The organism is Shewanella livingstonensis, from assembly GCF_003855395.1.
In the GTDB taxonomy this organism is placed as follows: domain Bacteria; phylum Pseudomonadota; class Gammaproteobacteria; order Enterobacterales; family Shewanellaceae; genus Shewanella; species Shewanella livingstonensis.
Window position 1 is genome coordinate 507,736 of sequence record NZ_CP034015.1, and the last position, 24,158, is coordinate 531,893.

A 24,158-nucleotide genomic window follows, 5' to 3' on the forward strand; every position below is an offset into this window, starting at 1 on the left:
AGATAAGGATATTGCTGTGGGTTTAATTGAAATCTTAATTAATGCTGCTCTACAGGTTTGGTATATATTCCCTGTTATTTTATTGACCTATATCACCACAACACCTTGGTTTAAAGGTCTTTGGGGTGAGTTTCAGGTCAATATGTTACTCAAGAGATTACCGCAGAACGAGTATCACAGGCTTAAAAATATTACTCTGCCAACCGACAATGGCACAACTCAAATTGATCATATTGTCGTGTCTCAATTTGGAGTGTTTATTGTAGAAACAAAAAACATGAAAGGATGGATTTTTGGCTCAGCCAACCAAAAGCAGTGGACGCAGAAAATTTATCACTACTCATCTAAATTTCAAAATCCAATTCATCAAAATTATAAACATCTTAAAACACTAGAAGCGCTGCTCAATATCAATATTGATGCACTCTTTTCTGTGGTGGTATTTATCGGTAAGAGTGAGTTTAAAACGCAAATGCCGGACAATGTCACTCATGCAAGTGGTTGCTTGTCATACATTCGTTCACATTCTGTTGAGTTACTGGATCAGCAGCAAGTTTTAGACATAATCAACAATATTGAATCTGGTCGTTTAGCGCGAGGGTTTGCAACAAACCAGGCTCATAAAGTGCATGTTAAAGAAATCATTAAGCAAAAAACTGACCAAAAGCTTTGCACAAAGTGTGGCTCATATATGGTGTTACGTGAAGCTAAAAAAGGCCAAAATGCGGGCTCTACATTTTGGGGCTGTTCAAGTTTTCCTAAATGCAGAGCGGTAGAAAAATTTAATTAATTGGTTGTTTCTCGTTGAACTTTATTTGTGAACTGGTCAACTGAATTCGGTCACTCTAGTTAAGCTACTTCTTTTAACGGTTCATCCATACACTCGAATTCAATAGGATTTTGATAATTGAGGCATTAATGTATCCGTTGGCTGTTGTACCACATCTTGATGTAATTCAAGAAATTTTGTTGACCTGTATAGTGCTGGTCAACAAAGTGAAATCAGCCTCTGACGAAGTTAGGAGGTAAATCTTTGTGGTGTTTTTGTAAGTTGTGCTTTTTTCACCTTAGATATGAATACCAGTCAATCTTATAATTTTGTATATTTTTTGGTAATGACTCTCTATCAATTGGTTTTACTTGTCTTCTAAGAGAAAGGTATTCATCTTCATTTTTTATGTTATTTTCTTTTATGAAATTGACTATATCATCATAAAATTCAGGTAGTTCTGCAGTCTTATGATTAATAGATTTTTTTATTTCGGACCAGGATATTACACCATCATTAATTTTATTGGGAAGGTCTAAAGCGAATGCTCTTGCAGGTATTTCATTGTAAAAATCAAGATACTGTTGGTAACTGGATATTTCATTTTCAATAAGCACTTGTGAAAGGTACTCGGTTTCTATTACCTCATTTTCATCCTCAACTTCAAATGTGTCCTCAACATCTTGAATGTTATTTATCGACTCCATTTCATCAGACGTTAATAAAGCGCCTCCGGAACGATATGCTAAATGGTTATATATTGTGTCACCACTAATAGTCTTCATTTGAAGAATGTTCTGATGTTCTTTAGAAAGTAAGTCCACCCTCAATGTATGCGTCTAGCGAAGTACACCTAGCATCGATGTTCTGATTATCTAAAAATACCTGCTCAATGATAAATTTGGAGCAGGTGATGAAAACATACAGAACAACAACTCAGTGGCAGATGCTACTTCAACAACGCGGCTCGTTTAGTGGCACTAATATTGAATTTTGCCAACACCATAATGTCGCTATCACCACTTACTATAAACAGCGCGCTTTACTGGCTGAGTATCAGCCTAATTCAACTTTGCCAGTGCAAACAACCAACCCCACATCATCACGTTTTATTCAGGTAAAACAAACCACCACTGAAGTCTGCGCGCAAACTCATCAAAATGTGGTGCAGTTTGATATCCGCACAGGCCAGTTAATGTTTCCAGCCAATTTAGCAACGAACGATATCGTTGCCATTATTAAAGGGCTAACGGCATGAAGATGTTCGTTGATGTACCCACCGTCTATTTATGTGCCGATGTGGTCGATTTTCGTAAATCGATTAATGGATTGGCGGCGTTGGTGGAAGCAGAGCTTGAACTACCTGTGCTCAGTGGTGCGCTATTTGTGTTTTGTAATAAAGGGCGCGACAAACTCAAACTGCTGTACTGGGATAACACCGGTTTTGCCCTGTGGTATAAGCGTTTAGATAAGCATAAGTTCAAATGGCCTAAACTCATGTCACCCACCATGACATTAACCGAGCAACAATTACATTGGTTATTAGCAGGTTATGATGTGATTGGTCACAGCAAAATGAATGTTGCAGGTAAGCAAGTGCTTTAATTCTTGCGATCGATTGATGATCATCAAAGTTAGTTCAGTTAGCACTGGAAAGCCTTTTGTTATGCCTTAAAATAGGCGTCATGGAAAATGAACTCGCCCTTAAACAGCGTATTGCTGAACTTGAAAAACTGTTAGCGCAGAAGGATGCCCACATTGCGGCATTGGAAGAGCGCTGGCGTCTGGCCCAACAAAAACAATTCGGCAAAAGTGCTGAAGGCTTTGTCGGCCAAGGCGAGTTATTCAATGAAGTAGAAGAGATTGTTGAAGCCGCTGAGGCTGAGCAGCAATCCATTAGCTATACCCGTAAAAAGCCGGTGCGTAAGCCACTGCCAAAAGACTTACCCCGTGAGCAGGTTATTCACGACATCACCGATAAGACCTGTGATTGTTGTGGCGGTGAGCTGCATAAAATGGGTGAAGATAAGTCAGAAAAGCTTGAGTTTATACCCGCTCAAATCAAAGTGATTGAGCACATTCGGCCTAAGTACGCTTGCCGTCACTGTGATAAATCCTCGACTCAGACACCGATAAAACAAGCCTCAATGCCTGCCATGCCCATCAACAAAGGCATTGCGACGGCGAGTTTATTGAGCCAGCTTATCACCAGTAAATACCAATATGGGTTACCGCTTTATCGCCAGGAAGCGATGTTTAAGCAATACGGTATTGAACTCAGTCGCCAGACCATGAGCAGTTGGATAGACAAATCCGCCACACTCTTCGCGCCATTAGTTGCGCGGCTTAAAGCCGAACTGCTAAAGCAGCCCACGTTGTTTGCCGATGAAACACCATTGAAAGTGGTGAAATCCGATAAAGTGAACAGCTATATGTGGGTGTATTGCTCGGGTCGAGACTCACCAGACCCGAATAATCCTATCCCTAATATCGTGCTTTACGACTTCCACAATAGTCGCGCGGCCGCGTGCGTGGTCAATTATCTTGCAGGTTATCAAGGCTACTTGCACGTGGATGGTTATCAAGCCTATGCCAGAACAGAGGCAACCTTAATCGGCTGTTGGGCTCATGCTCGTCGTAAATTTATCGACGCGAAAAAGCTACAAGGTAAAAACAAAACCGGTAAAGCGGATGTGGTATTGAGCCTTATCCAAAAACTGTACGCTGTTGAGTCACGCGTTAAAGATAAAAGTGTTGATGAAAAGTACATTGCCAGACAACAAGCCAGTGTGCCTATACTGGACAAGCTAAAAGCATGGCTTGAGCAGAACCAGCCAAATTTAGTGGGTAATACCAAACTGATTGAGGCGGCTAATTACCTGGCTAATCAATGGCACAAGCTTATCCGTTATGTGGATGATGGACGACTCAGCATCGATAACAATAGAGCTGAACGCGCGGTAAAACCATTTGTGATAGGCCGAAAGAATTGGTTATTTAGCCAAACAGCTAACGGTGCACATGCTAGTGCCACCCTTTACAGTATTGTGGAAACCGCAAAGGTAAATGGTCTAATCCCATTTGATTACATCATGGTTTGCCTTGATGAACTGTGTAAACCAGAACCCAATATCGACAGCCTGTTACCATGGAATTTTAAAAAGTAGGTGTGGTTCGCTAGACGGTTACCCCTCAATAGCCCAAAACCAATTCTATTGAGCATTAATTCGAATTTTTTATCTGCTTCAATAAGATAATTATCTGAATAATCTATTCCATCTCTGAATTCGTTTACAAGATCTTTAGCGTATCTCTCTAATAACTTTTCTTTGATGGTAAAGAAGCGCTCAGTAAACCTTGGAAGTAGTCGGTTTGAAGCTATCCTGTTGCATTCCCCGCATAATAATATTTTTATAAAAGGAATATTATTATTTCGAACATAAAGGTGTGCTGTTGTAATTGCAGGGCAGTGATCTATTTGAAGGTCTGAAGTTATCCCACAACATTGGCATACTTCATCTTGAATTAGTGGGTACTCTTTTTTGTATAAGCTGTTATAGACAGCCATTGACTGCTTTCGATCCATGCCTAATTTATCCTTAAGAGTTTTATGATTAAAGCGCAAAGTTATTTCGTATAAAATCTTAGTTTAATTACTATATTGTACCTATGAATTTAATCTGACTGTATAAAAATAATAATTTAATTTAAACAATGACTTAATTTTATTTTTCATTCTAAAAATGGATTTATCATTTCTTTCAAATGTCCAAATTCAACTCTGAGTTTGAGGTCGTTTGTAGACTCTTTACTTGTAAATACGTGAGCTGGCATAAGTACAAAAGTACAAAGCAAACACCTGGATCCCGGCTAAAAAACATTGCCGGGACGACGAGCAGGTTGCAACAGGCCTTTTGGCCCAAATCAAAGTATCCATTTCTTTAAACACCTTAACTCAACCCTGAACTTGAGGCCGTTGAAGATTTTTTACAAGAGAATACGTGAGCTGGCAAAAGTACAAAACAAACACCTGGATCCCGGCACAAAAGCATTGCCGGGACGACGAATAGGTTGTTAACAGGTTTTTGTCCCAAATCAGAGTATCCATTTCTTGAAATACCTTAACTCGAATTTAGAATTTAGTGGGGTCAGTGTAGTTGCGAATTTAGTGGGGTCGGTGTAGTTGGGGTCAGTGTAAACTTTATGTCATGTAGTTGGGGGTCAGTGTAAACTTTATGTCATCGCACTAAATCCGAAGCTCTAACGCATTTTTGTCCAAAAGTTTGTTAGATAGGGCATAAGCTATTTGGCTCTTCATAATAAAATTACATTCTCCTTTTAATCACTATTTTATGACCTTTCGATTTGTCAGACTATGGGTACATTTTATGCCAGAGTATGGTTATATCTTTTCGATAAGTGATTGAATGCTAGAAGCTGCCTATGTCAGACTTTGCTTCCAGCGACACGTATTTCCCTGATTTTGGGCTGTTTTGACAATATGTATCAGCCAACATAATTAACCTTAATTGATAGTGGGATCACTATGACAACACCAATACCTATGCGCCCAAGCGGCGTGCTTCGTGGCGATAAAGCGGCTGACATAACGATTGATGTTTTTGTTGATATTCAATGCCCCCATTCACGAGCAATGTGGCCGACGTTACTTAGTGTGATACAACATTACAAAAGCAGATCGGTCAGCCTTAAAGTTCATCTAATGACATTAAGTAATCATCGCCAAGCGTGGGATATGAGTCTTGGGCTATTTGCCCTAGCAGATGGTGATGCAGATAAGTTTTACGACTTTGCCACTTATTTATATGAACGACAGGATGAATTTTACAATGCAGAGTTTATGCATAAAACTCACGACGATCTTCGGCAACTTATTGCAGACAAGGCCGAAGAACATTTAGGGATAAATCGTTGTCAATTTCTTAGTCGGATGGATGACGGTGATATTTACACCTTAGCCAGAACTCCGATTCGGTATGCTGCGACAAAATCTGTATGGGCAACCCCAACTGTTTTTATCAATAATGGCGGGAATGTACTTGTTAATCACCTATCAACGTTGACCGATTGGCAACAAATGATTGACCCATTGTTTGGCGAAGAAACTATATAAAGGCCCTAATAAGGGGATCGCACATATTTATCCAAAACGAACGCGTGGAATTTGGCTTTTATGGTAGAGAAAATGCTTTATTTAACGTCAAAGTTAGTGTCATTTTTATAGTCATCATGCTTGTTTGACATAATTTATGATCGGCTGAGTAGTCTCTGTTTTAGGTATGCATTTATCCGCAGATACTTTGACGACGCGTTGCGTATTTGATTGGACACTGAGACCACTAGCAGAATCTGTTATCGATTCGCTGTTACTGTTAAAAAATGCATAGGTTAGCGACACCATTATTTCATCAATCTTCAGTATCGCTGAAGATATTCTATATAGGTTTACGATAAAATATTACGAGTCACTAAGCACCATAGACAGTTTAAAAGTGGCTTACTCAATGCTTATTAACGTGCACCCACTGGTTGGCAACGGGTGATAAAATGTTTATTTCGCTTTATCCTTTTACATACTTGTTTTGGGTCAGTGGATTGAGTTGCTAAATCATCGACACTTATATTTTGAGAATAAGTGCCTCGAGAACCTATGTTTTGACGCTCAGTATTTTTAAGCTCAGAACTTGGAGTATCTGTAGTTTGCAAATGCGCACAGCCGGATAAAAACATGATGATTGCTGCGAGGGTATAAACTTTCATTGTGTATTCCTAAATATTAATTGATAGCGTGATTACGTCTGTTTAAGCCGCTTATCTTTATTGATTAGCTTGAGTCCGTTAGGGCTGAGTAAATTAGGCTGTGAATATGCTACTGACTCGGCCTTTAAATGGCTTGGCCTAATGCATAGACTTGCTTAATCGAAGGGAGCATTGTTGTTTTGCTCCCTCGTTTTCATGAGATTAAGCGTCTACAAAAATCACTTCACCAGTAATAAAGCCATCGACAGAACGCTCGAATGCTTTGCCAACTAATCGTCCAGGTACTGGCTCAAACCCTGCCATCATTTCGCCATACACATCCCATGCTTCAGTTAACACCGTTGGGTTGACCACATTGATGCGGGTGTTTCTTGGCATTTCATAGGCGACGCACTTTACAAAGGTATCGATAGCGCCGCTGGTGGTGGCATCGGCAATTGCAAACGGAATAGGCTTAACATTTAATATGCCGCTAATTAAAGTAAATGAACCGCCATCAGCAATGTATTTTTGACCAATACGCACTAGGTTAATTTGCCCCATCATTTTACTCATGACAGTGGTCATCCACTGAGCTTCTGTCATTTCTACAAATGGCGCATATTCACAAGCGCCCACGGTATTAACCACAGCATCAAAGTGACCGACTTTTGCATACAAGGCTTCAATCGATTGCTCATCGGTAATATCGACAATGTGGTCGACGTTGCCAGAGCGGCCCGCAGTGATAACCTTATGCTTACCTAAGCCAGATAACGCTGCTTGACCCATTTTGCCTAGTGCACCAATTAAAATTACTGTTTTCATTTTTGTTTCCATCTATTGAGTTAACTTGATGGGTAGACTTTAGCGAATGAGTAAAACAATTTGAAACAATCGTTAATTGTAAGTGATACAAGCTATACTTGTTAATGGTTGGCAGAGTGGGCCAGCGATGATGTATGAAGGATAAATTATGAGTAAATTAGACCGATTAGACTTAAAACAATTGAAGGTTTTTCAGGCGCTTATGCGTGAGGAGAATGCGTCTAAAGCTGCAAGTCAGCTCGGTTTGACTCAACAAGCTGTTAGTGAGCATTTGAAAAAACTCAGAGACGTGTTTGATGACAGGTTGTTTGTTAGGAAAACAAATGGCTTTGTGCCAACGCCTTTTGCTGAGGAATTATCGGTTGGGGTTGATAAGCTGCTGATTGATTTCAACTCATTAATATCAACCAAAACCTTTATTCCACATAAGGCCAAGGGCACTTTTACTATTTCTGCGACAGATTATGCGCAGCAAATTGTTCTGCCTATGTTGATTGCCAAACTAAGAGTTCAAGCGCCCAACTTAAAGCTGATTGTGCAAGATTTTGAGATAGATAAATTGCATGAGCAAATGGAAAGCGGAAAGGTGAATTTGGCTATCGCGTTTCCTGATTATATTCCTCAGAGTTATCGCGTTATTAAGCTGTTTGAAGAACGCCATGTTTGTGTTACCTCAACCCATTCAACAATATCAAAAACAATACCTTCGTTAGCTGAGATAGCCCAATATCCTACCATTATAGCGTCACCGTCTCGGCCCAACTTTAAAGGTTCTATTGATGATTGGTTCGCGCAATTTGGCTTACAACGAAACATTGTTGTATCTGCGCCCTGTTTTTCGGTGGTGCCTATGTACCTTGAAACAACCGACTCAATTGCTTTTTTACCCTTACGAGCGATTAAAGGGTTAGATGTAGTCACCCTTGAGCTTGAGCAATCGCCAGATAGTTTTGATGTGATTGCCGCTTGGCATCCGCGTTACCACGACGACCCTTTGCAAAAGTGGGTTATATCGTTACTCGATATAGAGTCGTAAATCATCATTTTTATTTAGTCGTCTGAGCATTAAATGAATAACGTACTCGTAATAACTGAGAGGGTTAATCGTTGCAAAAGCACTTTTGTCTGCAAGCTGGTTAGAGCTGAATGTATTTTGCTTTTGGTTAGAGAATAATATCTAACCGTAAATACTTATTTATGAATGTTCAATTTGTCCTACTATGGATACATTTCTGTCAAAGTACGGCTTAATCATCAATACGGCTGAATCATTTAGCTAAGTCATGGCGCTTTGTATAGGCTTGGGCATCTATTGAGTCCAGCGATACCGTTTCATATTTATCCGATGTATTTTTTCGGCCTATTGCTTAGGTTAAAATGGTATTCAAACGTAAGGATATGTCTCTCGCGTACTCAATAATACGCGGAACTGCTACACTGTTTTTGGTTACTTTTTAATTTAAGATTATTTTTTATGCAACGCCCGCCACTTCGTCAAGCTAAAACCATCGATAACGTTTTTAATAGCGCCTATTGGCATCTTGGTCAGCAAGATTTTACTATTAATGAAATTCGCACCAAGCTTGAGCGTAAAACTGAAAACCAACAATGGATTGATACCGTTCTTGCTAGGCTAATAGAGGGGGGTTATTTAAAAAGTGACTATGACTTTGCGGTACGCTTTTGCGAGTTGTACTTTAGTAGCGAATTTGGTGCCGGCGCTATAAGGCGTAAGTTAACCCTGCGCGGCGTAGCCGTTACCGAGATTGATACCGCCATAGAGCAAGTGATGGACGAGAAAAAAGTTGATGCCTATGAGATGGCAACATCTAGGCTGTTAAGTCGGTTTGTCAATTTTTATGGTACCAATAGGGAAAAAGTGTATACCCAAATGACCACAAGAGGCTTTTCTCGAGCGGAAATAGATCATGCATTATCACAGCATCCACAACGTGAAACATTGCGCAGTAAATTAGCCGTAAAAGCAGATAAAGTAGACTTAACGACTGAAATTATAAAACTATTTAAAAAAGGTAAAGGTAAAACGCTTATCTTGCAGGAATTAAAACAGCGACTAATTGATGTGAGTGACTTTGAAAATACCTTGTATCAATTAACATTAACAGATGATGTCGATTTTTATCAAAGCTGTCAAAATGAGTTGGCTAAAAAGCGCTATAACCTATCGGACTATAAAGAAAAGTCAAAAGCGTATGCGTATTTATCGCGTAAAGGGTTCGGTAGTGATGAAATAAAAGAAGCGATGAGCCTAGATAGTGAGCAATAGATGAAATAATAATTGTTGCTGCATATAAGGGCTAGCAATATTACTAGCCCTTATATTGATATAATTAACCTCAATGCAAGCGGAGTAACGAGTATTTAAGGTCCATTAATTATCTCGAGATTCGCTTATCTTGGTCGAGTCTTAAATATTGCTTTAACACTATGCCACTGATTGTTGTTCTGCGGGATGTGTAATGCCATCGTGTTTTGGACTATATAGCTTAGAGAACATCTGCATCAGTGCTTCACGGCGGATAACCCCACATAAACGCCCATTTTCAACAACTGGATAGGCACTTGGTACCGCTGCGGAAGCATCACGCAGGCGCTCTTCATAGCTCTGGTAGCCACCACTAATATACATACCCGTATCTGTTACCGGGAAGAGCTTCTTTTTATCAACCACCATAAACTCAAGCAGTTGCACAATTTTTTCTGTTGGTGCGACGGTGAGCATCTTAGTTTGCATGATATCTTTTACTGAAATTGGCAATTTTGCAGCAAACTCCTCAGACCAAAGCGAGCGCATTAGATCTTGCTCCGACACAAAGCCTAATAGTTGATTATCTTGGTCTACTACCGGAGCACTGCGCAGGTTTTTTGCCGCTAATAGTGTAAGAGCCTGATAAATATTGGTATCAACTGAAAGGGTGGTAGGTTTGGTGTCCATTAGTTCACTAACGATAAGTTTTTGGATTTTATTTTTCATGGCTAAGTCCTTTTGACTTGGTTGATATTGAATTTGTGAAGTCATGTTTGATTGGTCAATTGATTCTGAAATTGACAAGCTCTGTGGCTGATTTTGCGTAATGGGGTTAATGTATAGCGAGGGCATCTCAGCAGCTGTTTTTGTATTTGAGTTATCTATCCAGAAATAACCTAAGCCAACAAATACTGCGCCGCCTAAAATGTTGCCCAGCGTTACTGGAATAAGGTTATGCAACACAAAATTACTAATAGTAAGGTCTGCAAAAGCTTGTGGCATCACTCCTAGAGCAATGAAATATTCGCTTCCTGCAAAGTTCTGAATAGCAATACCCAGTGGCACCATAAATAAGTTGGCAATACTATGTTCAAAGCCACTGGAGACGAACATCGCGACTGGCAATATAAGCAGTAACGATTTAGCTAAAGCATCTTTACAACTAAAGGTCATCCAGACACCTAAGCACACCAGTAAGTTACATAATGTTCCGAGAGCAAAAGCTTGACTCCAATCATGGTGGATCTTGTGTTGTGAAACATGCAGCGCATTAAGTCCCCATTCATTACCATCCATGGCATACATTTTTGACATCATTACCAATATCAGTATCAACATGGCACCACATAAGTTGCCTAAATAAACACGCATCCAGCAGCCAAGTAATTGTTTGGTTGTCACCCGCTTTTGTGCCCAAGCAATAGCGCTTAATACGGTACTGGTAAAGAGTTCACCACCCAGTACAACAACGAGAATGAGTCCTAAACTAAAGGCGATACCACCACTAAATCTGACTAACCCCCATGAACCGGGGGCCGAACCTGTCGTCACGGTAAGATAAAACACAAATGCCAGCGCAATGAATGCCCCTGCAAATACCGATAGACCAAATGATTGGCCAAAGTGCTTAGTGACTTTAGCGTATCCATATTCAGCGGCTTTTTCGAAAGGGCTCATCACAGCGGAATTATCAACCACGGCGAGATGGCTTATTTGCCTAGCCGTTAGCTGTTGAGTTTGCGCCTCTTGGGCGTCAACTCTACTCATGATGTCTTCCGTAACATATGACGGAGTCCACAGGGAGGGGGATTCATATATGTTATATACATTGATAACTCCTTGAATTTGTTTGTTGAGTTGTTAACCTAAATTCAAAGTACACAAAAATGCACATAAATAATATTGGGACTTTCTTAAGCAATGTATCAATTTAATTGATACATTAACGGACGCTGTTTTAGGCTTTTATGAGCTGTTTTAGGCTATTTCTGACCGTTTTGCTCTACCAATAATGCAAATGCTCATCAAGGTAAAAATAAAGCGCAGATTTCACTGCAATGATAGATATGAGGCCGAAAAGCCCTTTAAACCTAGTGATACTCGGCAAATAAAAATTGATAGCTAGTATCAATTTCTTAGGTTGAGTCGAGGGAAGGGTTTCGGTTTTAAAAGAGGTGAAACAATCTAATATTGTTGTTGATTAATATGGTGGGGTATCAGGGTCAAGGTGTATCAGGTTAATTATCTATTGCCTACTTGTCGATATTTCGCATCCCTCATCGCCAACGTGTCTTATCATTTGCGATGAGAATGCTTAAATAGTTAGTGATTTAATTGAAAATGAATGAGCGCATTTTCAGCCACTTCAATACCATATTCTTGTACAAAGTGGCCCGCTTCAGCTATTTTCATCGGCTCTGGGCAGCCTTTAATGACTCCCTTTAATGCCATCATTGCCGGTTCACCTAAAATGACGTCTTTCATACCAATGGCCATAAAACTGTCGCCATCCCAAGTGTTAGACCAAAAATCGATAGCTCGTAGGCCATATTTTACCGCGTCATCATTGGCATCGGTTGGGATCATCTGCGGGAAGCGTCTTACGCCTGCTTTATAGCTGTTATCAGGAAAAGGCGCATCATAAGCGATAACATCCATCATATTTACTGCAGAGCCGGCATCGCAGGCAATCAGTCCACCTACTGGAATTTCAGGTACCGCAGCAGAAAAGGCCATCCATTGTATAGCGGCTTCTGATAACGCTTGGCCATTACTGATCCCCGTGTTCATTACGATGAGTTTTTTGAATCGGTCTTGCATATCCATTGGGATAGTTAGCCCTAGAAACCCGCCCCAGTCTTGACATACAAGAACGATATTTTTAAGGTCTAAACGCTCAATTAAGCGTACTAAACTGTTTCGGTGAAATTCAAAGTTGTATGTATCGTCATCAACAGGTTTGTCTGAACGGCCAAAACCAAATAAATCAGGGGCGATTACGCGATGTCCTGCTTGAGTAAATACCGGGATCATTTTGCGGTATAAATAGCTCCAGGTTGGCTCACCGTGTAAACACAAAAATGTGTATTCAGCTGATTTATCACCCTCGTCGATATAAGCCATGCGTAAAGACTCAAAGCCTTCCAAATCATCAACATAATGAGGTTGAAAAGGGAAAGCGGGTAGCATAGAGAATCGTTGTTCTGGTGTTCTTAGTGCTTTAATCGTCATGTTATATCTCCAAAAGTCTGTTTGATAAATTAGTTGTTTTTTAGCCCGAAACCATTAGCTATTGCAGTTATCTCGATTTGATATTAATTCAGCGGCTTCTACCTAAAAGCAGGGTATTAAAAGGTAATCCAGATGCCCGTATACTGCCGATGATGTAAATAAAAGCCGTAATAAGATCCATGGCTGCAATAATGACAAATGCCTTAGGTGCCATACCCAATGACGCTGCGTAAGCGACAGCGATAAAGCCGACCATTCTGACCAATCCTCCCCATACAACAATGGGTGCACGTGTGTTGATATCAGACACAGCCCAAAGTAATGCGGCTCCCATGAGTATTAAAAATCCGCCCAATACCACAGTGATAATCAAGGTGTCAGCCTGAGGATTAATTAGCGCTGGAATGATTATTCCTATAGCAATAGGAAAGTTAAATAGCGCGGTAAATTGGACGAACTTTTTAAACATGTTGGCTCTCACTTATGTCAGTTTTACTTACATTAATTTCATTTATATCAATCTCACTTACATCAAGGTCACTTATATAAATACGATCTATAGTGATCGATATAGAATAGATGAATTATGTATCGATCACTATATTATGTCAATATGGTAAATTGACATTTTGTAGTAACTGCTACAAAATGATAAAAATTCGATAATATAGTGGATGGGCAATTGAAAGCGGGAAGAAAGCGAGCATTTGATAGAGATATCGCGTTAGACAAAGCCATGCGCTTATTTTGGGTGAATGGTTATTCAGCGACGTCGATTGCCAACCTCAGTGCTGAACTTGGCATTAATACGCCGAGTTTGTATGCCGCCTTTGGCAATAAAGAAACCCTGTTTAAAGAGGTGCTTGCTCATTATGTTGAGCAATATGCTGGTGTTAATTATCACTATTTAACCGAGACGTCTGACGCGACACTAAAACAAAGATTGCAAGCGTGTTTCTATGGTTTGATCCATTTGTTTGCCAGCAGTGACACTCCACGCGGCTGTTTATTGGTAAAAAGCGTCAATGAGTCTGATAGTGTTTCATTCCCTAAAGACGCGCTGTTATATATGAGACAGCAGGGGCAGGAAACTAAACAGCTGTTAATGACGTTACTCGAGTCTGATATGCATCAAGCTAGCAGCACTCATAACCAAGACATTGAAACATTAGTCGATTATTTATTAGCGGTTAGCTATGGTCTGGCAGTTCAAGCTAAAGCGGGGCAATCGGAAGCGGCATTGAAGTCTGTGTTTGATCATGCGTTGTCAGCGATTCCTAATCACTAATATCAATGCCAGTTGTTTGCTTGGTTAAGTGAATACTGAATTGGCTTATGAGTCTACAGTGAGTTGTTTTGGCAAATGTCGTTACGTTCAGAGCTGTATCACAGTTACTTTAAACGTTTACCTGAACGGGTTGACAATTAATAGTGATCACTACAATATTTAATTATGTAGTAATCACTATAAATCAAACCCAGGCAGGCTATCTATGAATAATACCTTTAACGTAAAACAATTCATTGTGGTGATGTTACTCACTAGCATTTGGATCAATATTGCTGAAGTCGCCAGAGCCATGTTGGTCGCGTTTCCAATGATGGAAGCATTCTATGCGGGTAAGTTAGCCGTTGGCCCCATGGCGTTGAGTAATGCACTGGTATGGGTTTTGTGGGATACCATGCTCACCAGCACATTGGTATTTGTCTATTGGCTATGCGCCCAAAGCTTTGGTCATAACGCTAAATCGATCGTGATATCGGCCACGGTGACGTGTATCGCAACCCTAGGTGTTTTTTGGGTCGGCTCTGTCAACTCAGGGTTAGGCACATGGCAAATGGCATATACATTGGTGCCAATAGCATGGGTTGAAATGATTATCGGGGCATTTTTGGCGAGTAAACTCTACGCTCGTTATGGTTAACGGTAGATCTTTTTTGTTAATACGTTAAACGGTGATGAATTTATGAAGCACAGTGAATTTAATCAATTTTGTGAAGCTTTAGCTGCATCAACTTATGTTATGCAATGGGGAGGTTCGCACGTTTGGAAAGTGGCTGGTAAGGTATTCGCGATTGGTTTTACGGCTAAAAATGGCGATCCGGCATTCACATTCAAAACGTCACCGTTAAATTATGAGTTTTTAAAAAATAATGATGGTTATCATCCTGCGCCTTACTTTGCTAGCCGTGGGATGAAGTGGATCCAACAAATAGAAACATCAGGCAGGTTAGATGAAGAGTTAACCTATTATTTATCTGAATCTCATCGTATTGTCGCTTCAGGTCTGAGTAAAAAAAAGCAAACTGAACTGGGCTTGCTTCTAAAGTAGACTTGCTGCTTAATTCGGCTTGCTGTTAAGCAAGCCATCTTAAAATGAGTTGCCTCTGCTCACTATGTTGATGAATAAGTTGTTTGTTCTTATCACCATCATCATCACCATCACCATCAATTACGCCACGGCAGACTTATTCAGAGTGGTATTTCTGCCGCCACCGAACCCGCATAATGCACACAATAGCGCAGCAATGATGCATAACCACAGTGGTGCTTCCCAGCTACCTGTTGAGGTATGAAGTGCTCCCGCCAGCATAGGGCCTATTGCCGCCAATAAATAACCAACACTTTGTGACATACCAGAAAGCGAGGCCGCTTGATGCGGGTCATCTGTGCGCAAACTAATAAACGACAACCCCAAAATAAAACAGCCTCCAGAGCAAAACCCCAACATAATCGTCCAGAAAAAAGCAAAGCTAGGCATGTATAACAGGCCTATTGCACTGCCTGCACTGAGTAATCCTAAAATAAAGCTCAGCGCACTCTGATCTTTTAACTTAGCCAACAGGGGGATTAATACCAGGCCGGGTAGTGCGGTCGAAATTTGAAATGCGCCATGATATGCCCCAGCCTCAACTGCTGAGTGGCCAGTATCAGTTAATATGCTTGGCAGCCAAGCAAGGATGATATAGGTAAGAAATGAGTTTAAACCCAGCAGTAAGGTCACTTGCCACGCTAATAAGTAACGCCATACACTTTTTGACGATGGCGCAAATTGCGACATGCTCGCGGGTTTAGTGTGCTTGCCTAATTGTGCTGTCCACACAATCAACCCCGCGACCGGCCCAATGCTAATTGCCAACCTAAACCATTAAACTGACTCAGCGGGAATACAACAGCAGAAAAACCACCCGATGCCATGCCCATGGTGAGGACATAAGCAGAAGTCATCAGCGCCACTCTGGTGGCAAAATCTCGTTTGATTAAGCTCGGTAATAGCACGTTTGCAATGGCGATACCGATCCCGATAACGGTGGTACCCACAAATAACATGGTTGATGAGTCGATAAATCTCACCAAAATACCGAATAGAATCAGTATTAACGCGGCAAACAAGGCATGCTCTAAACCTTGCCTTCTGGCAAACATGGCCGCCATGGGTGAAACAATCGCAAAGGCGATAAGCGGAAGTGTGGTGATAAAGCCTGCCTGTGAACCACTTAGCGTAAAGTGATCAATAATTTGCGCTAACACAGGGGCAATGCCGGTAAACGGCGCGCGTAAATTAGCCGCAATCAGTAAAATACCCATCACCAGTATTACGCCAGAAAAGCGCGATTGCAGTTTGCTATTATCGGTTTGTAACGTCATTTGCTGCTTTAGATTTCACTTAATAATGGTCGACAGTATAAAGATTTGCCTGCTGAGATAATTTAGCTATAGTGACAATAAATATCTTAAAACGGACAAGTCTATGTTTAAGCCCGTAGGGTGGGATGAGATCAGCAATTATGAATCGATGCCACAACCTGTCATCGCTAAAATTGAACAAGCTTGTGCCAGTCATGAAATCCCGTTACACACTCACCCTAAAGGTCAGTTAATTTTTGCTTTGCACGGTTACGTGACCTGTGAAGTCTCGGCAAAAATGTGGATGGTGCCAACCCATAGCGCTATTTGGATCCCGGCAAATAAACTACACAGTAATCGCGCCTCAGATCATGCACAACTGTGTCATGTATTTATTGATAGCAACATGCAAGGCATGCCGCCAAATACTTGCACTTTAGCGATTACGCCTTTAGTTAAAGAGTTGATGTGCCAACTAGCAGGGTGTGATCAACATTACGATTTAATCAGTAAAACCGCGCGTTTGGCTCACGTGTTATTTGATCAATTGAGTGACATGCCTATTCAGCACTTAGATGTTGTGTTGTCGAAAAATACAGTGATTCAAGCTATGAGCCAACAATTAATAAGCCAACCTAGTAATAGAAAAACGTTACCGCAATGGGCCGATGAGTTTGCATTAACAGAACGCACCTTGGCACGATTAATCAAAAAAGAAACCGGCATGACTTTTGGAAAGTGGCGTACGCAAATTGATATTATTACTTCACTACAAGCGCTATCAGACAAGCAAAGTGTGCAGCAGATTTCTGAACTATTAGGCTATGAGTCGGTTAGCGCCTTTATTACTATGTTTAAAAAAGTCATGAAAAAATCGCCGATGAAATACATGAACGAGTTAAATACTCACTAAAATTGACTATTTTAAGCCATTGTTTTTCATTCGCTAACATGCCTATGCATCTGAGTCAGTTTTGGCCTATTCTTATAGTATAAATCAAGACTAGAAGTGAGATTTGCTATGAAAATGCCTGAAACGAGTTTTTTTGAATGGCAACGTCAATTCAGCTCTGAAACTGATTGCTTAAATCACATTAAGAAAATGAGATGGCCTAATGGTTTTGTTTGCCCTAGATGCTCTTGTGAGCATGCCTATGAGCTTACAACCCGCAATTTATATGAATGCAGTCAATGTCATAAACAAACATCGGTCACAGCTGACACATTATTCCACGGTAGCCGTATTCCTATCACTAAGTGGTTTTGGGCAATCTACTTTTTAGGCTCAGATAAAGGCAGTATTTCAGCATTAAGATTGAGCAAGCACATTGAAGTTAATTGGCGAACGGCACGTTTGATATTAAGTAAGCTGAGAACGGCTATGGGCCATAGAGACAGCTTATATAGACTGTCAGGCGTTATTGAAATTGATGATGCGTTAGTGGGTGGCAGAAGGAAGGGCAAGCGTGGACGTGGAGCAGAAGGTAAAACACCTGTTTTAGTTGCCGTTGAAAGCAAAGGAAAAAGAGCTGGATTTATTGCTATGCAGGCTGTGAATAGCGTTTGCCATGATAGTGTTGAAAAGTTCGTTGCCAAACACTTAACGAAACAGCAAGAAGTGCATACAGACGGCTTACCTGCGTTGAATATTATAGATAAGACTCAACAACATGAAGCGAGGGTTACCCCCAGTGAGCTTGTTGATGAATGGCTGCCTTGGGTTCATATTGCCATTGGTAACTTAAAGGCATTTTTACTTGGGACATTTCATGGTGTTTCAGGAAAGTACCTGCAAGAATACCTGAGCGAGTTCTGTTATCGGTTCAATCGTAGACAAATGGAAAGAGAAATACCTAACAGATTGTTAAATTTGGCAATGATTCACACGCCAATACATTCTTACTGAGCCAAGTGCATAGGCATGTTCGCTAATGATCAAATTTTCGATAGTAAGTGACATGAGTTGAGCGAGAGGCTTTGTGTTGCTTTTATCGGTAAACTTATAGTTGTATGTTTTTTGTTAACAAGTAATACTCCATCGTTGCTGCATAATATTCGTCGCAAACTCAATAAGGTCTAAAGGATTACGCTTGACCTGTTACAAGGATATTCAATGAAAAAAAGTCCTATTATCGCTGTGCTGACCATCATTCAAGCACTGCCCGTTCTCTTTGCTATCGGTTTCCTCTCAAGTTTTGCTTTTAATGAATCAACCAGTACTTGGCTATTGATTAGTGGTTTAGTCTCTTTCTTCGTGACCGGTTATTTAGGGATCCCTGCGGGTATTTTACTGTTTAAGGGATGCAAATTAGGTTATCAACTTGGAACCCTTATTTGGGGTTATGCCATCTTTGTGAACCTTACAGCGCTATGGCGTGCGGTCATTGATTCTGGTGAATTTATTGGCGGATTAATAATGTATATCGCACTGACTAAATTACTTTTTTGGTTAGTGGTGAGTATTGGGATTTTTATTTTATTGATTAAAGCGCTCCGTCAATCGAGTCAAGCTTCATCAAATATTGCCTTAAACGAACAAAGAGAAACAGCAAAGCCGTTAGAAAACATTAACCTTAAAGCGATAGGGTTATGGCTTATGTATAGCGTAATTATTATTGGTATTTATCAAGCGGGTTCTAAGATGTTTTCGAAAGAAGGTGAAAACTATATCGAAGAAACAGAACAATATATTCAATGACTTGAAGTAACAATATCGTCATTCAATCTGTTTCCCATATTAAAAGTTTGGTTATAACATGCTGAATCTATTGATTATCACTCAATAAGGTGACTTCAGTTAATTAGTGATGCATAGGCAAGAAGATAGCGTTTCCATAATGAATGAACAAAGCCTCAACAACCATGCTGAGGCTTTGTTCATTTAGAGCCTTTGACTATTATCGATATTTTTTGAGTTGAGAAATCGATATTCTATCTGAGTTAATATTACGCTCTTAGAAACGGATGTCAGTTAGAAGGTGTAACCGACATCTAAGCTCAGTGAGCGGCCTGATGCTGGCACTCGTCCTGCTGGAGACACATCTAAGCCTCTAAAGTAGTACTCGTTATCAAATAGGTTGTTGACCGACAATCCCACCTTTAAGCCGTGATTATCTTGTTTGAAAAACTCAGTCGCAATATTGAAATTAACCACGGTATACGCAGGCACTTCACCCGATGTGCCTGATACATCTTCTTCAACACTATTAGCAAGATCTGCGAATGACTTGCTGTAATAGAACGCCATTAATCCTAAATCGACATCTTTAATGCTATATAAAGCACTGGCAGAAAGTTGATGCTTAGACACATAAGCCAATTCGTTACCTGCAAACTCGCCATCAAGTTGTTCAGTATCTAAATAGTTGTAGGCACCCGTTAGAACCAGATCTGGTAGCGACATCGGTGAGTAAGTGCCTTCTAGCTCAATGCCTTGGTTACGAGTTTGGCCAATATTGACGAACATACTGACGTTTCTGTCGTACTCAACTTTATTTTCAAAATCGATACGATAAGCCGCAATACTTAAGTTACTGCGCTCTGTTGGAGTAAAACGTACCCCAGCTTCATAGTTCCAAGATAGCTCTGATTCAAGGGTTTGATCTTTAGGCCATAATTGCGAAATTTGTGGGGTTCTCAATGAACGTTGAGCATTGGTATACCCAAACCAGTTTGAACTGAACTCATAACCCAAGGTGATGCCGGGAAGCCACTCGGTCACGTGATTATCTTGGCTATAGTCTTGTCCAACATTGGTGAAGGTCATGCGGACATCTTCATATCTTATGCCAGGAGTAACCGACAATGTGTCGTCAAAAAATCCCACTTTATTACTCACATAATAGGCCATGGCATTGGTATCCATTTGCCAGTCACGCGGACGAGTTGCCGTTTGAGTCGACTTGTCTATGTGGTTGAGTTGGTAGCTAATGTCTTCATTAATATAACGAGCACCTGCGATAATGTGCTGACTAATATCGCCATCAATAAGCAGGCTTGCCGTTGGCTCAATGCCAAACACGGTAAAGTCTCGCGGAGAGTTACGCAGATGAGTAGCATCCTGGGTGGTATCGCTCCAGCTTGTGCCTAAATTGCCATCGGTGTCTTTGCTTGAATCATAAAAATCCCACTGAAAGTTACGTGAACTTTTATTACCAAATACTCTGAGATCAATCTCACCATAATCGATAATTTTAGAGTCGTCGAGAACATGGCTATATTTCAATGACACTCGTTTAGTATCGGCATTAAACTCATCATTAGGGCGTAGGGATTGCTCGCGATCGGCTTCATAAGCGGGAGTATTTAATGCACCCGGTAGCTCAGAAAAAGCATCGTAATATTGCAGCGTGGCATCTAAGCTGTTTTGCTCATCGATATTCCACAGGGTCTTTAACATTAGGTTTTTAATGTCAGTGTCGGAGTGTTCACGAAACGACTCCCCTTTGGTGATGTTGCCATCAAAACGCATTGAAAAATCTTCATTAACCGCGCCACCAGTGCTGATGTTGGTATCAAATAAGTTGCGACTGTCACCAAAGAAGGTCATGCGCTCATTAACGCTGGTTTCCCAGTCGGTCGGGATTGGCTTTGAAATAAGGTTTATTACGCCGCCAACGTTGTTAGGGCCATACTGAATCGATGGCTCCGCCACGTGCTACATCGATTCTATCTATCATGAATAACGTGGCAGGGAATAATGACTGACCTGTGTGCCCATATGGCGCAAGCGTCATTGGGACCCCATCGAGTAAGACTTGGGCGTAACCACTGCGGCTGCTGTCTAAGCCTCGTACTGATATGTTAGGTAAAACCCCTGTTCCAGTCTCGTCTTTAATTTTAATCCCAGGAACTTGTTGTAATGCAGTGTCGATTGATCTGGCTGCAGTACGCTCTATTTGATCTGAAGTAATGATTGAGCGGTTACCGGTATACGTTTTTAAATCAGCAACTTCAGAATTACCTAATAAGCTCCCTGTCACCACAATGATTTCAGGTTTGGCTTCGGTCTGATTTTTGTCGTCAGCAACTGCCGTCGAGCTAGCAAAACTTGCTGCAATGGCCATTGCTATGGTGGTTAAAGTGAATCTGGATTTTTCAGTTAACATGCATATTCCCTATGTTTCGTTTGGTCTGTTCTAAAGTGATAAGTTGACGATAAACGTTTCAAAGACCATTCCTCGATCTTCAGCAATCTCAATTTTCAGTAATCAAGGATGCTTTGGCGTAAACAAGTGTGTTGTTTACGCGTGTTATCGATGGCGCAATTTGGAGTATTTATTGATGGGAGGAGAAAGGGCTGAGTTTACGATTCCGAAACTAGCCTGTTGGTGACTTGATTCTAAGTTCAATGAGCGAGAGGTAAACATAATGATCAAAGCATATTTTGGTATCGATTTTGATAATTATTCTCATTTGTGAGGTGGCCGTCAAGGTACGTACCAGTGCTTATGGTGTTGTTACTGTAAAGCTCTCTGCTCTAATAAAATGTTTAAGATATGTTTCTTAATTTAATCAATGCGATGAGGTGTTTTTGATTCATTACTTTTATGAATGTAAACTTTCAGTAAATAGTCAGTAAGCGTGAGCTTGCCGTGCTAAATGTCATTGATAGCTGGGTAATTCACTTAGACTCGTTTCTATTATAAATAGAGGATGTTGTTATCGACCTGTTTTTTAGTAAGTGTTTGTATTTAAGTATTATTAAATATTGAGACTACCGTTGTTCTATTTGCTGTAACCGAAATCAACAGCCTGTAAATGTAATGTATAACAATACGATCGTTTTTCACTCTCCTTGTGTGCTATTTGGATATATCAATAGATTAAAATGTTATAGGTGCTGGTGGATTTTATTGATGAATACTTGTGCAAAATTTTGGCGTTCTGATATCGTTCGCGAAATAGAGCATAGGGTTGTGTACCAAGACATTTTGCCGCAATAACCGCTCTGAAACTCGCATATTAACGCTGTATTTTTTAGGTAGCCTATTATGGTTAGCTTACTGAGTTGTCGCACTTTTGGCTCATCTCACATTGTAAAAAAAGCGCTAACGCGTTTGTCGTTAGCCATGGCCGCAGGGTTTTGTTTTAATCTTGCCGCACAAGAACCTACTCCACCGATTACCACACCCACATCGCCTAGCGTGACCATACCGCTGCAAACTTATGCAGATGAACAAGCGATAGTTAAATCACCGAATAATTTGAATACAGAAACCAAAGTGCGTTTTGCTAAAACAGCTAACTTTGATTCTGATTCAGTGGTTAAAATTGCGCGTAAATTAGCGCAAAATCCTTATGTAGAACTTAAAGATCCATTACCGCCTGGGTTGGCTAAAATTTCTTACGATGAATATCGCGATATTCGCTTTAAGCCAGAAGCTTCTATTTGGAAAGCGGAAGCTTTGCCATATCAAATGCAGTTATTTCATCGGGGTTTTTATTTCCAAGACTTGATTGAAATTGCCTTAGTTGAAGGTAAACAAGCCAGTCATTTAGCCTACAACTCAGAGTTCTTTACTGCAGGAGATGTGTTAAGTCAGCGTTTGCCGACCCAAGATATTGGCTATTCTGGTTTACGTATCCATTATCCACTCAATAACCCTGCGTATTTTGATGAATTAATGGTATTTCAAGGCGCGAGTTATTTCCGTGCATTGGGTAAAGGCAGTGACTATGGCTTGTCTTCAAGAGGTTTAGCGTTAAATACAGCTGAACCAGAAGGCGAAGAGTTTCCAATATTTCGTGCCTTTTGGGTTGAACGCCCAAACACCGACAGTAACTTAATTGTGGTGCATGCCTTGCTAGACAGCCCAAGCGTGGCAGGGGCATATCGATTTTCTGTTAGACCTGGCGAAAACACCCATATAGATGTGGAAGCAACGTTATTTCCACGCGTGGATTTAGTTAAAGTCGGTTTAGCGCCTAGCACCAGTATGTTTTTACATTCAATGAATGGTCGTCAAAACACCGATGACTTTAGACCAGAAGTGCATGATTCTGATGCGCTATTGATCTTAAATGGTCGCGGTGAGCGTTTATGGCGTCCGCTGGCTAATCCAAAGCAATTGCAAGTCAGTGCCTTTATGGACAACTCGCCACAAGGGTTTGGCTTAATTCAGCGTGAACGTAGTTTTGATGCGTATCAAGATCTCGAAGCCCATTATGAGCGTCGTCCAAGTTTATGGGTTGAACCGGTCGGCAATTGGGGCGCGGGTGAGGTAGTGTTAACCGAAATTCCAACAGATTCTGAAATTCATGACAACATCGTCAGTTACTGGAAACCTAAACAACCCCTTGCAGCTGGTAGCGAGTTTCATTTTACCTATCGATTAATTTGGGGCAGCGAGCCCGAAGTGGATGATGGCACTGTTATTGTGGCCCGTACCGCCAGTGGCCGCGCTGAAATCGCCAAAGCGACACCGAGACGTTTGTTTGTTATCGACTATCAAGTGAAAGAAGGCAATAACGATGAAATTCCGGTCGCCAAAGTGCAGAGTTCAGCCGGCGCGGTAACCAATGTAGTGGTGTCTCGTCAGCCTAAAACCAATGGCTATCGTTTGGCTTTTGAAATGGACCCACAAGATGCTGAATTGATTGAGCTACGTGCTGAGCTTAAGTTTGCAGGCCCACGGGATGTCGAAACCTGGCTTTATCGCTGGACCCTTTAA

General features: G+C 40.8%; 22 protein-coding genes and 1 pseudogene. 14 read left to right on the forward strand and 9 right to left on the reverse strand.

All coding sequences use genetic code 11. From position 1 onward, the window contains the following. Window positions 1-16 precede the first annotated feature (16 nt). Complete coding sequence (locus EGC82_RS02375) at window positions 17-790, forward strand: nuclease-related domain-containing protein (protein WP_124729335.1); 774 nt, start codon at window positions 17-19, stop codon at window positions 788-790. Window positions 791-1,062: 272 nt separating this feature from the next. Here the strand turns inward: EGC82_RS02375 and EGC82_RS02380 are convergent, their stop codons facing one another. Continuing rightward, on the reverse strand, window positions 1,063-1,554 hold the full coding sequence (locus tag EGC82_RS02380) for a hypothetical protein (RefSeq protein ID WP_124729336.1): 492 nt from the start codon (window positions 1,552-1,554) through the stop codon (window positions 1,063-1,065). 128 nt (window positions 1,555-1,682) lie between these two features. Between EGC82_RS02380 and EGC82_RS02385 the strand changes: the two genes are divergently transcribed. The 4 genes from EGC82_RS02385 to EGC82_RS02400 all read left to right on the forward strand — a co-directional run bounded on the left by EGC82_RS02385 (window position 1,683) and on the right by EGC82_RS02400 (window position 5,903). Continuing rightward, entirely contained in the window at window positions 1,683-2,027 is a 345-nt protein-coding gene (locus EGC82_RS02385; protein WP_124729337.1) for a hypothetical protein, read from the forward strand. Beyond that, window positions 2,024-2,374 (forward strand): IS66 family insertion sequence element accessory protein TnpB, encoded by a 351-nt coding sequence (gene tnpB / locus EGC82_RS02390; RefSeq protein WP_124729338.1) that lies wholly within the window; start codon window positions 2,024-2,026, stop codon window positions 2,372-2,374. The genes EGC82_RS02385 and tnpB overlap by 4 nt, the downstream gene beginning before the upstream one ends. 80 nt (window positions 2,375-2,454) lie before the next feature. Next, window positions 2,455-3,936 (forward strand): IS66 family transposase, encoded by a 1,482-nt coding sequence (gene tnpC, locus EGC82_RS02395; RefSeq protein WP_124729339.1) that lies wholly within the window; start codon window positions 2,455-2,457, stop codon window positions 3,934-3,936. Between the two features lie 1,379 nt (window positions 3,937-5,315). After that, on the forward strand, window positions 5,316-5,903 hold the full coding sequence (locus EGC82_RS02400; protein ID WP_124729340.1) for a DsbA family protein: 588 nt from the start codon (window positions 5,316-5,318) through the stop codon (window positions 5,901-5,903). 398 nt (window positions 5,904-6,301) lie between these two features. Here the strand turns inward: EGC82_RS02400 and EGC82_RS02405 are convergent, their stop codons facing one another. After that, complete coding sequence (locus EGC82_RS02405) at window positions 6,302-6,550, reverse strand: hypothetical protein (RefSeq protein ID WP_124729341.1); 249 nt, start codon at window positions 6,548-6,550, stop codon at window positions 6,302-6,304. 201 nt (window positions 6,551-6,751) lie between these two features. Beyond that, the gene (locus EGC82_RS02410; protein ID WP_059746887.1) at window positions 6,752-7,357 is read right to left on the reverse strand and encodes a short chain dehydrogenase; all 606 of its coding nucleotides are present in this window, start codon (window positions 7,355-7,357) and stop codon (window positions 6,752-6,754) included. Between the two features lie 148 nt (window positions 7,358-7,505). Here EGC82_RS02410 and EGC82_RS02415 point away from each other — a divergent pair, with 148 nt between their 5' ends. After that, window positions 7,506-8,393, forward strand: a complete 888-nt coding sequence (locus EGC82_RS02415; RefSeq protein ID WP_124729342.1) for a LysR family transcriptional regulator — start codon at window positions 7,506-7,508, stop codon at window positions 8,391-8,393. A gap of 438 nt (window positions 8,394-8,831) precedes the next feature. Then, window positions 8,832-9,644, forward strand: coding sequence for a RecX family transcriptional regulator (locus tag EGC82_RS02420; protein WP_124729343.1), 813 nt, complete (start codon window positions 8,832-8,834; stop codon window positions 9,642-9,644). A 159-nt stretch (window positions 9,645-9,803) separates the two neighbouring features. Here the strand turns inward: EGC82_RS02420 and focA are convergent, their stop codons facing one another. The 3 genes from focA to EGC82_RS02435 all read right to left on the reverse strand — a co-directional run bounded on the left by focA (window position 9,804) and on the right by EGC82_RS02435 (window position 13,326). Further along, complete coding sequence (focA, locus tag EGC82_RS02425; protein WP_124729344.1) at window positions 9,804-11,393, reverse strand: formate transporter FocA; 1,590 nt, start codon at window positions 11,391-11,393, stop codon at window positions 9,804-9,806. Between the two features lie 555 nt (window positions 11,394-11,948). Continuing rightward, window positions 11,949-12,857, reverse strand: a complete 909-nt coding sequence (locus tag EGC82_RS02430) for a haloalkane dehalogenase (RefSeq protein ID WP_124729345.1) — start codon at window positions 12,855-12,857, stop codon at window positions 11,949-11,951. An 88-nt stretch (window positions 12,858-12,945) separates the two neighbouring features. Next, window positions 12,946-13,326 (reverse strand): hypothetical protein, encoded by a 381-nt coding sequence (locus tag EGC82_RS02435; RefSeq protein WP_124729346.1) that lies wholly within the window; start codon window positions 13,324-13,326, stop codon window positions 12,946-12,948. Window positions 13,327-13,539: 213 nt separating this feature from the next. Here EGC82_RS02435 and EGC82_RS02440 point away from each other — a divergent pair, with 213 nt between their 5' ends. From EGC82_RS02440 to EGC82_RS02450, 3 genes are all read left to right on the forward strand, one after another. Beyond that, window positions 13,540-14,145, forward strand: coding sequence for a TetR/AcrR family transcriptional regulator (locus EGC82_RS02440; RefSeq protein WP_124729347.1), 606 nt, complete (start codon window positions 13,540-13,542; stop codon window positions 14,143-14,145). A gap of 205 nt (window positions 14,146-14,350) precedes the next feature. Beyond that, entirely contained in the window at window positions 14,351-14,782 is a 432-nt protein-coding gene (locus EGC82_RS02445; RefSeq protein WP_124729348.1) for a hypothetical protein, read from the forward strand. 42 nt (window positions 14,783-14,824) lie between these two features. Continuing rightward, window positions 14,825-15,190, forward strand: a complete 366-nt coding sequence (locus EGC82_RS02450) for an MmcQ/YjbR family DNA-binding protein (RefSeq protein ID WP_124729349.1) — start codon at window positions 14,825-14,827, stop codon at window positions 15,188-15,190. Window positions 15,191-15,310: 120 nt separating this feature from the next. On the opposite strand, the pseudogene EGC82_RS02455 reads toward EGC82_RS02450, so the two are convergent. Continuing rightward, window positions 15,311-16,506 (reverse strand): annotated as a pseudogene (locus EGC82_RS02455) (MFS transporter). A 103-nt stretch (window positions 16,507-16,609) separates the two neighbouring features. Here EGC82_RS02455 and EGC82_RS02460 point away from each other — a divergent pair. The 3 genes from EGC82_RS02460 to EGC82_RS02470 all read left to right on the forward strand — a co-directional run bounded on the left by EGC82_RS02460 (window position 16,610) and on the right by EGC82_RS02470 (window position 19,183). Further along, the gene (locus EGC82_RS02460) at window positions 16,610-17,398 is read left to right on the forward strand and encodes an AraC family transcriptional regulator (RefSeq protein WP_124729350.1); all 789 of its coding nucleotides are present in this window, start codon (window positions 16,610-16,612) and stop codon (window positions 17,396-17,398) included. Between the two features lie 108 nt (window positions 17,399-17,506). After that, window positions 17,507-18,391 carry an IS1595 family transposase gene (locus EGC82_RS02465; protein ID WP_124729351.1) on the forward strand — a complete coding sequence of 295 codons (885 nt, stop codon included), beginning with the start codon at window positions 17,507-17,509 and terminating at the stop codon, window positions 18,389-18,391. A 207-nt stretch (window positions 18,392-18,598) separates the two neighbouring features. Further along, window positions 18,599-19,183, forward strand: coding sequence for a hypothetical protein (locus tag EGC82_RS02470; protein WP_124729352.1), 585 nt, complete (start codon window positions 18,599-18,601; stop codon window positions 19,181-19,183). Window positions 19,184-19,456: 273 nt separating this feature from the next. Here EGC82_RS02470 and EGC82_RS02475 read toward each other — a convergent pair whose 3' ends face one another. Both EGC82_RS02475 and EGC82_RS21425 read right to left on the reverse strand, forming a co-directional pair. Beyond that, entirely contained in the window at window positions 19,457-21,139 is a 1,683-nt protein-coding gene (locus tag EGC82_RS02475) for a TonB-dependent receptor family protein (protein WP_244212523.1), read from the reverse strand. Continuing rightward, window positions 21,108-21,593 (reverse strand): TonB-dependent receptor plug domain-containing protein, encoded by a 486-nt coding sequence (locus tag EGC82_RS21425; RefSeq protein ID WP_244212524.1) that lies wholly within the window; start codon window positions 21,591-21,593, stop codon window positions 21,108-21,110. The genes EGC82_RS02475 and EGC82_RS21425 overlap by 32 nt, the downstream gene beginning before the upstream one ends. An 885-nt stretch (window positions 21,594-22,478) precedes the next feature. Here EGC82_RS21425 and EGC82_RS02480 point away from each other — a divergent pair. Next, on the forward strand, window positions 22,479-24,158 hold the full coding sequence (locus tag EGC82_RS02480; protein ID WP_124729353.1) for a glucan biosynthesis protein G: 1,680 nt from the start codon (window positions 22,479-22,481) through the stop codon (window positions 24,156-24,158).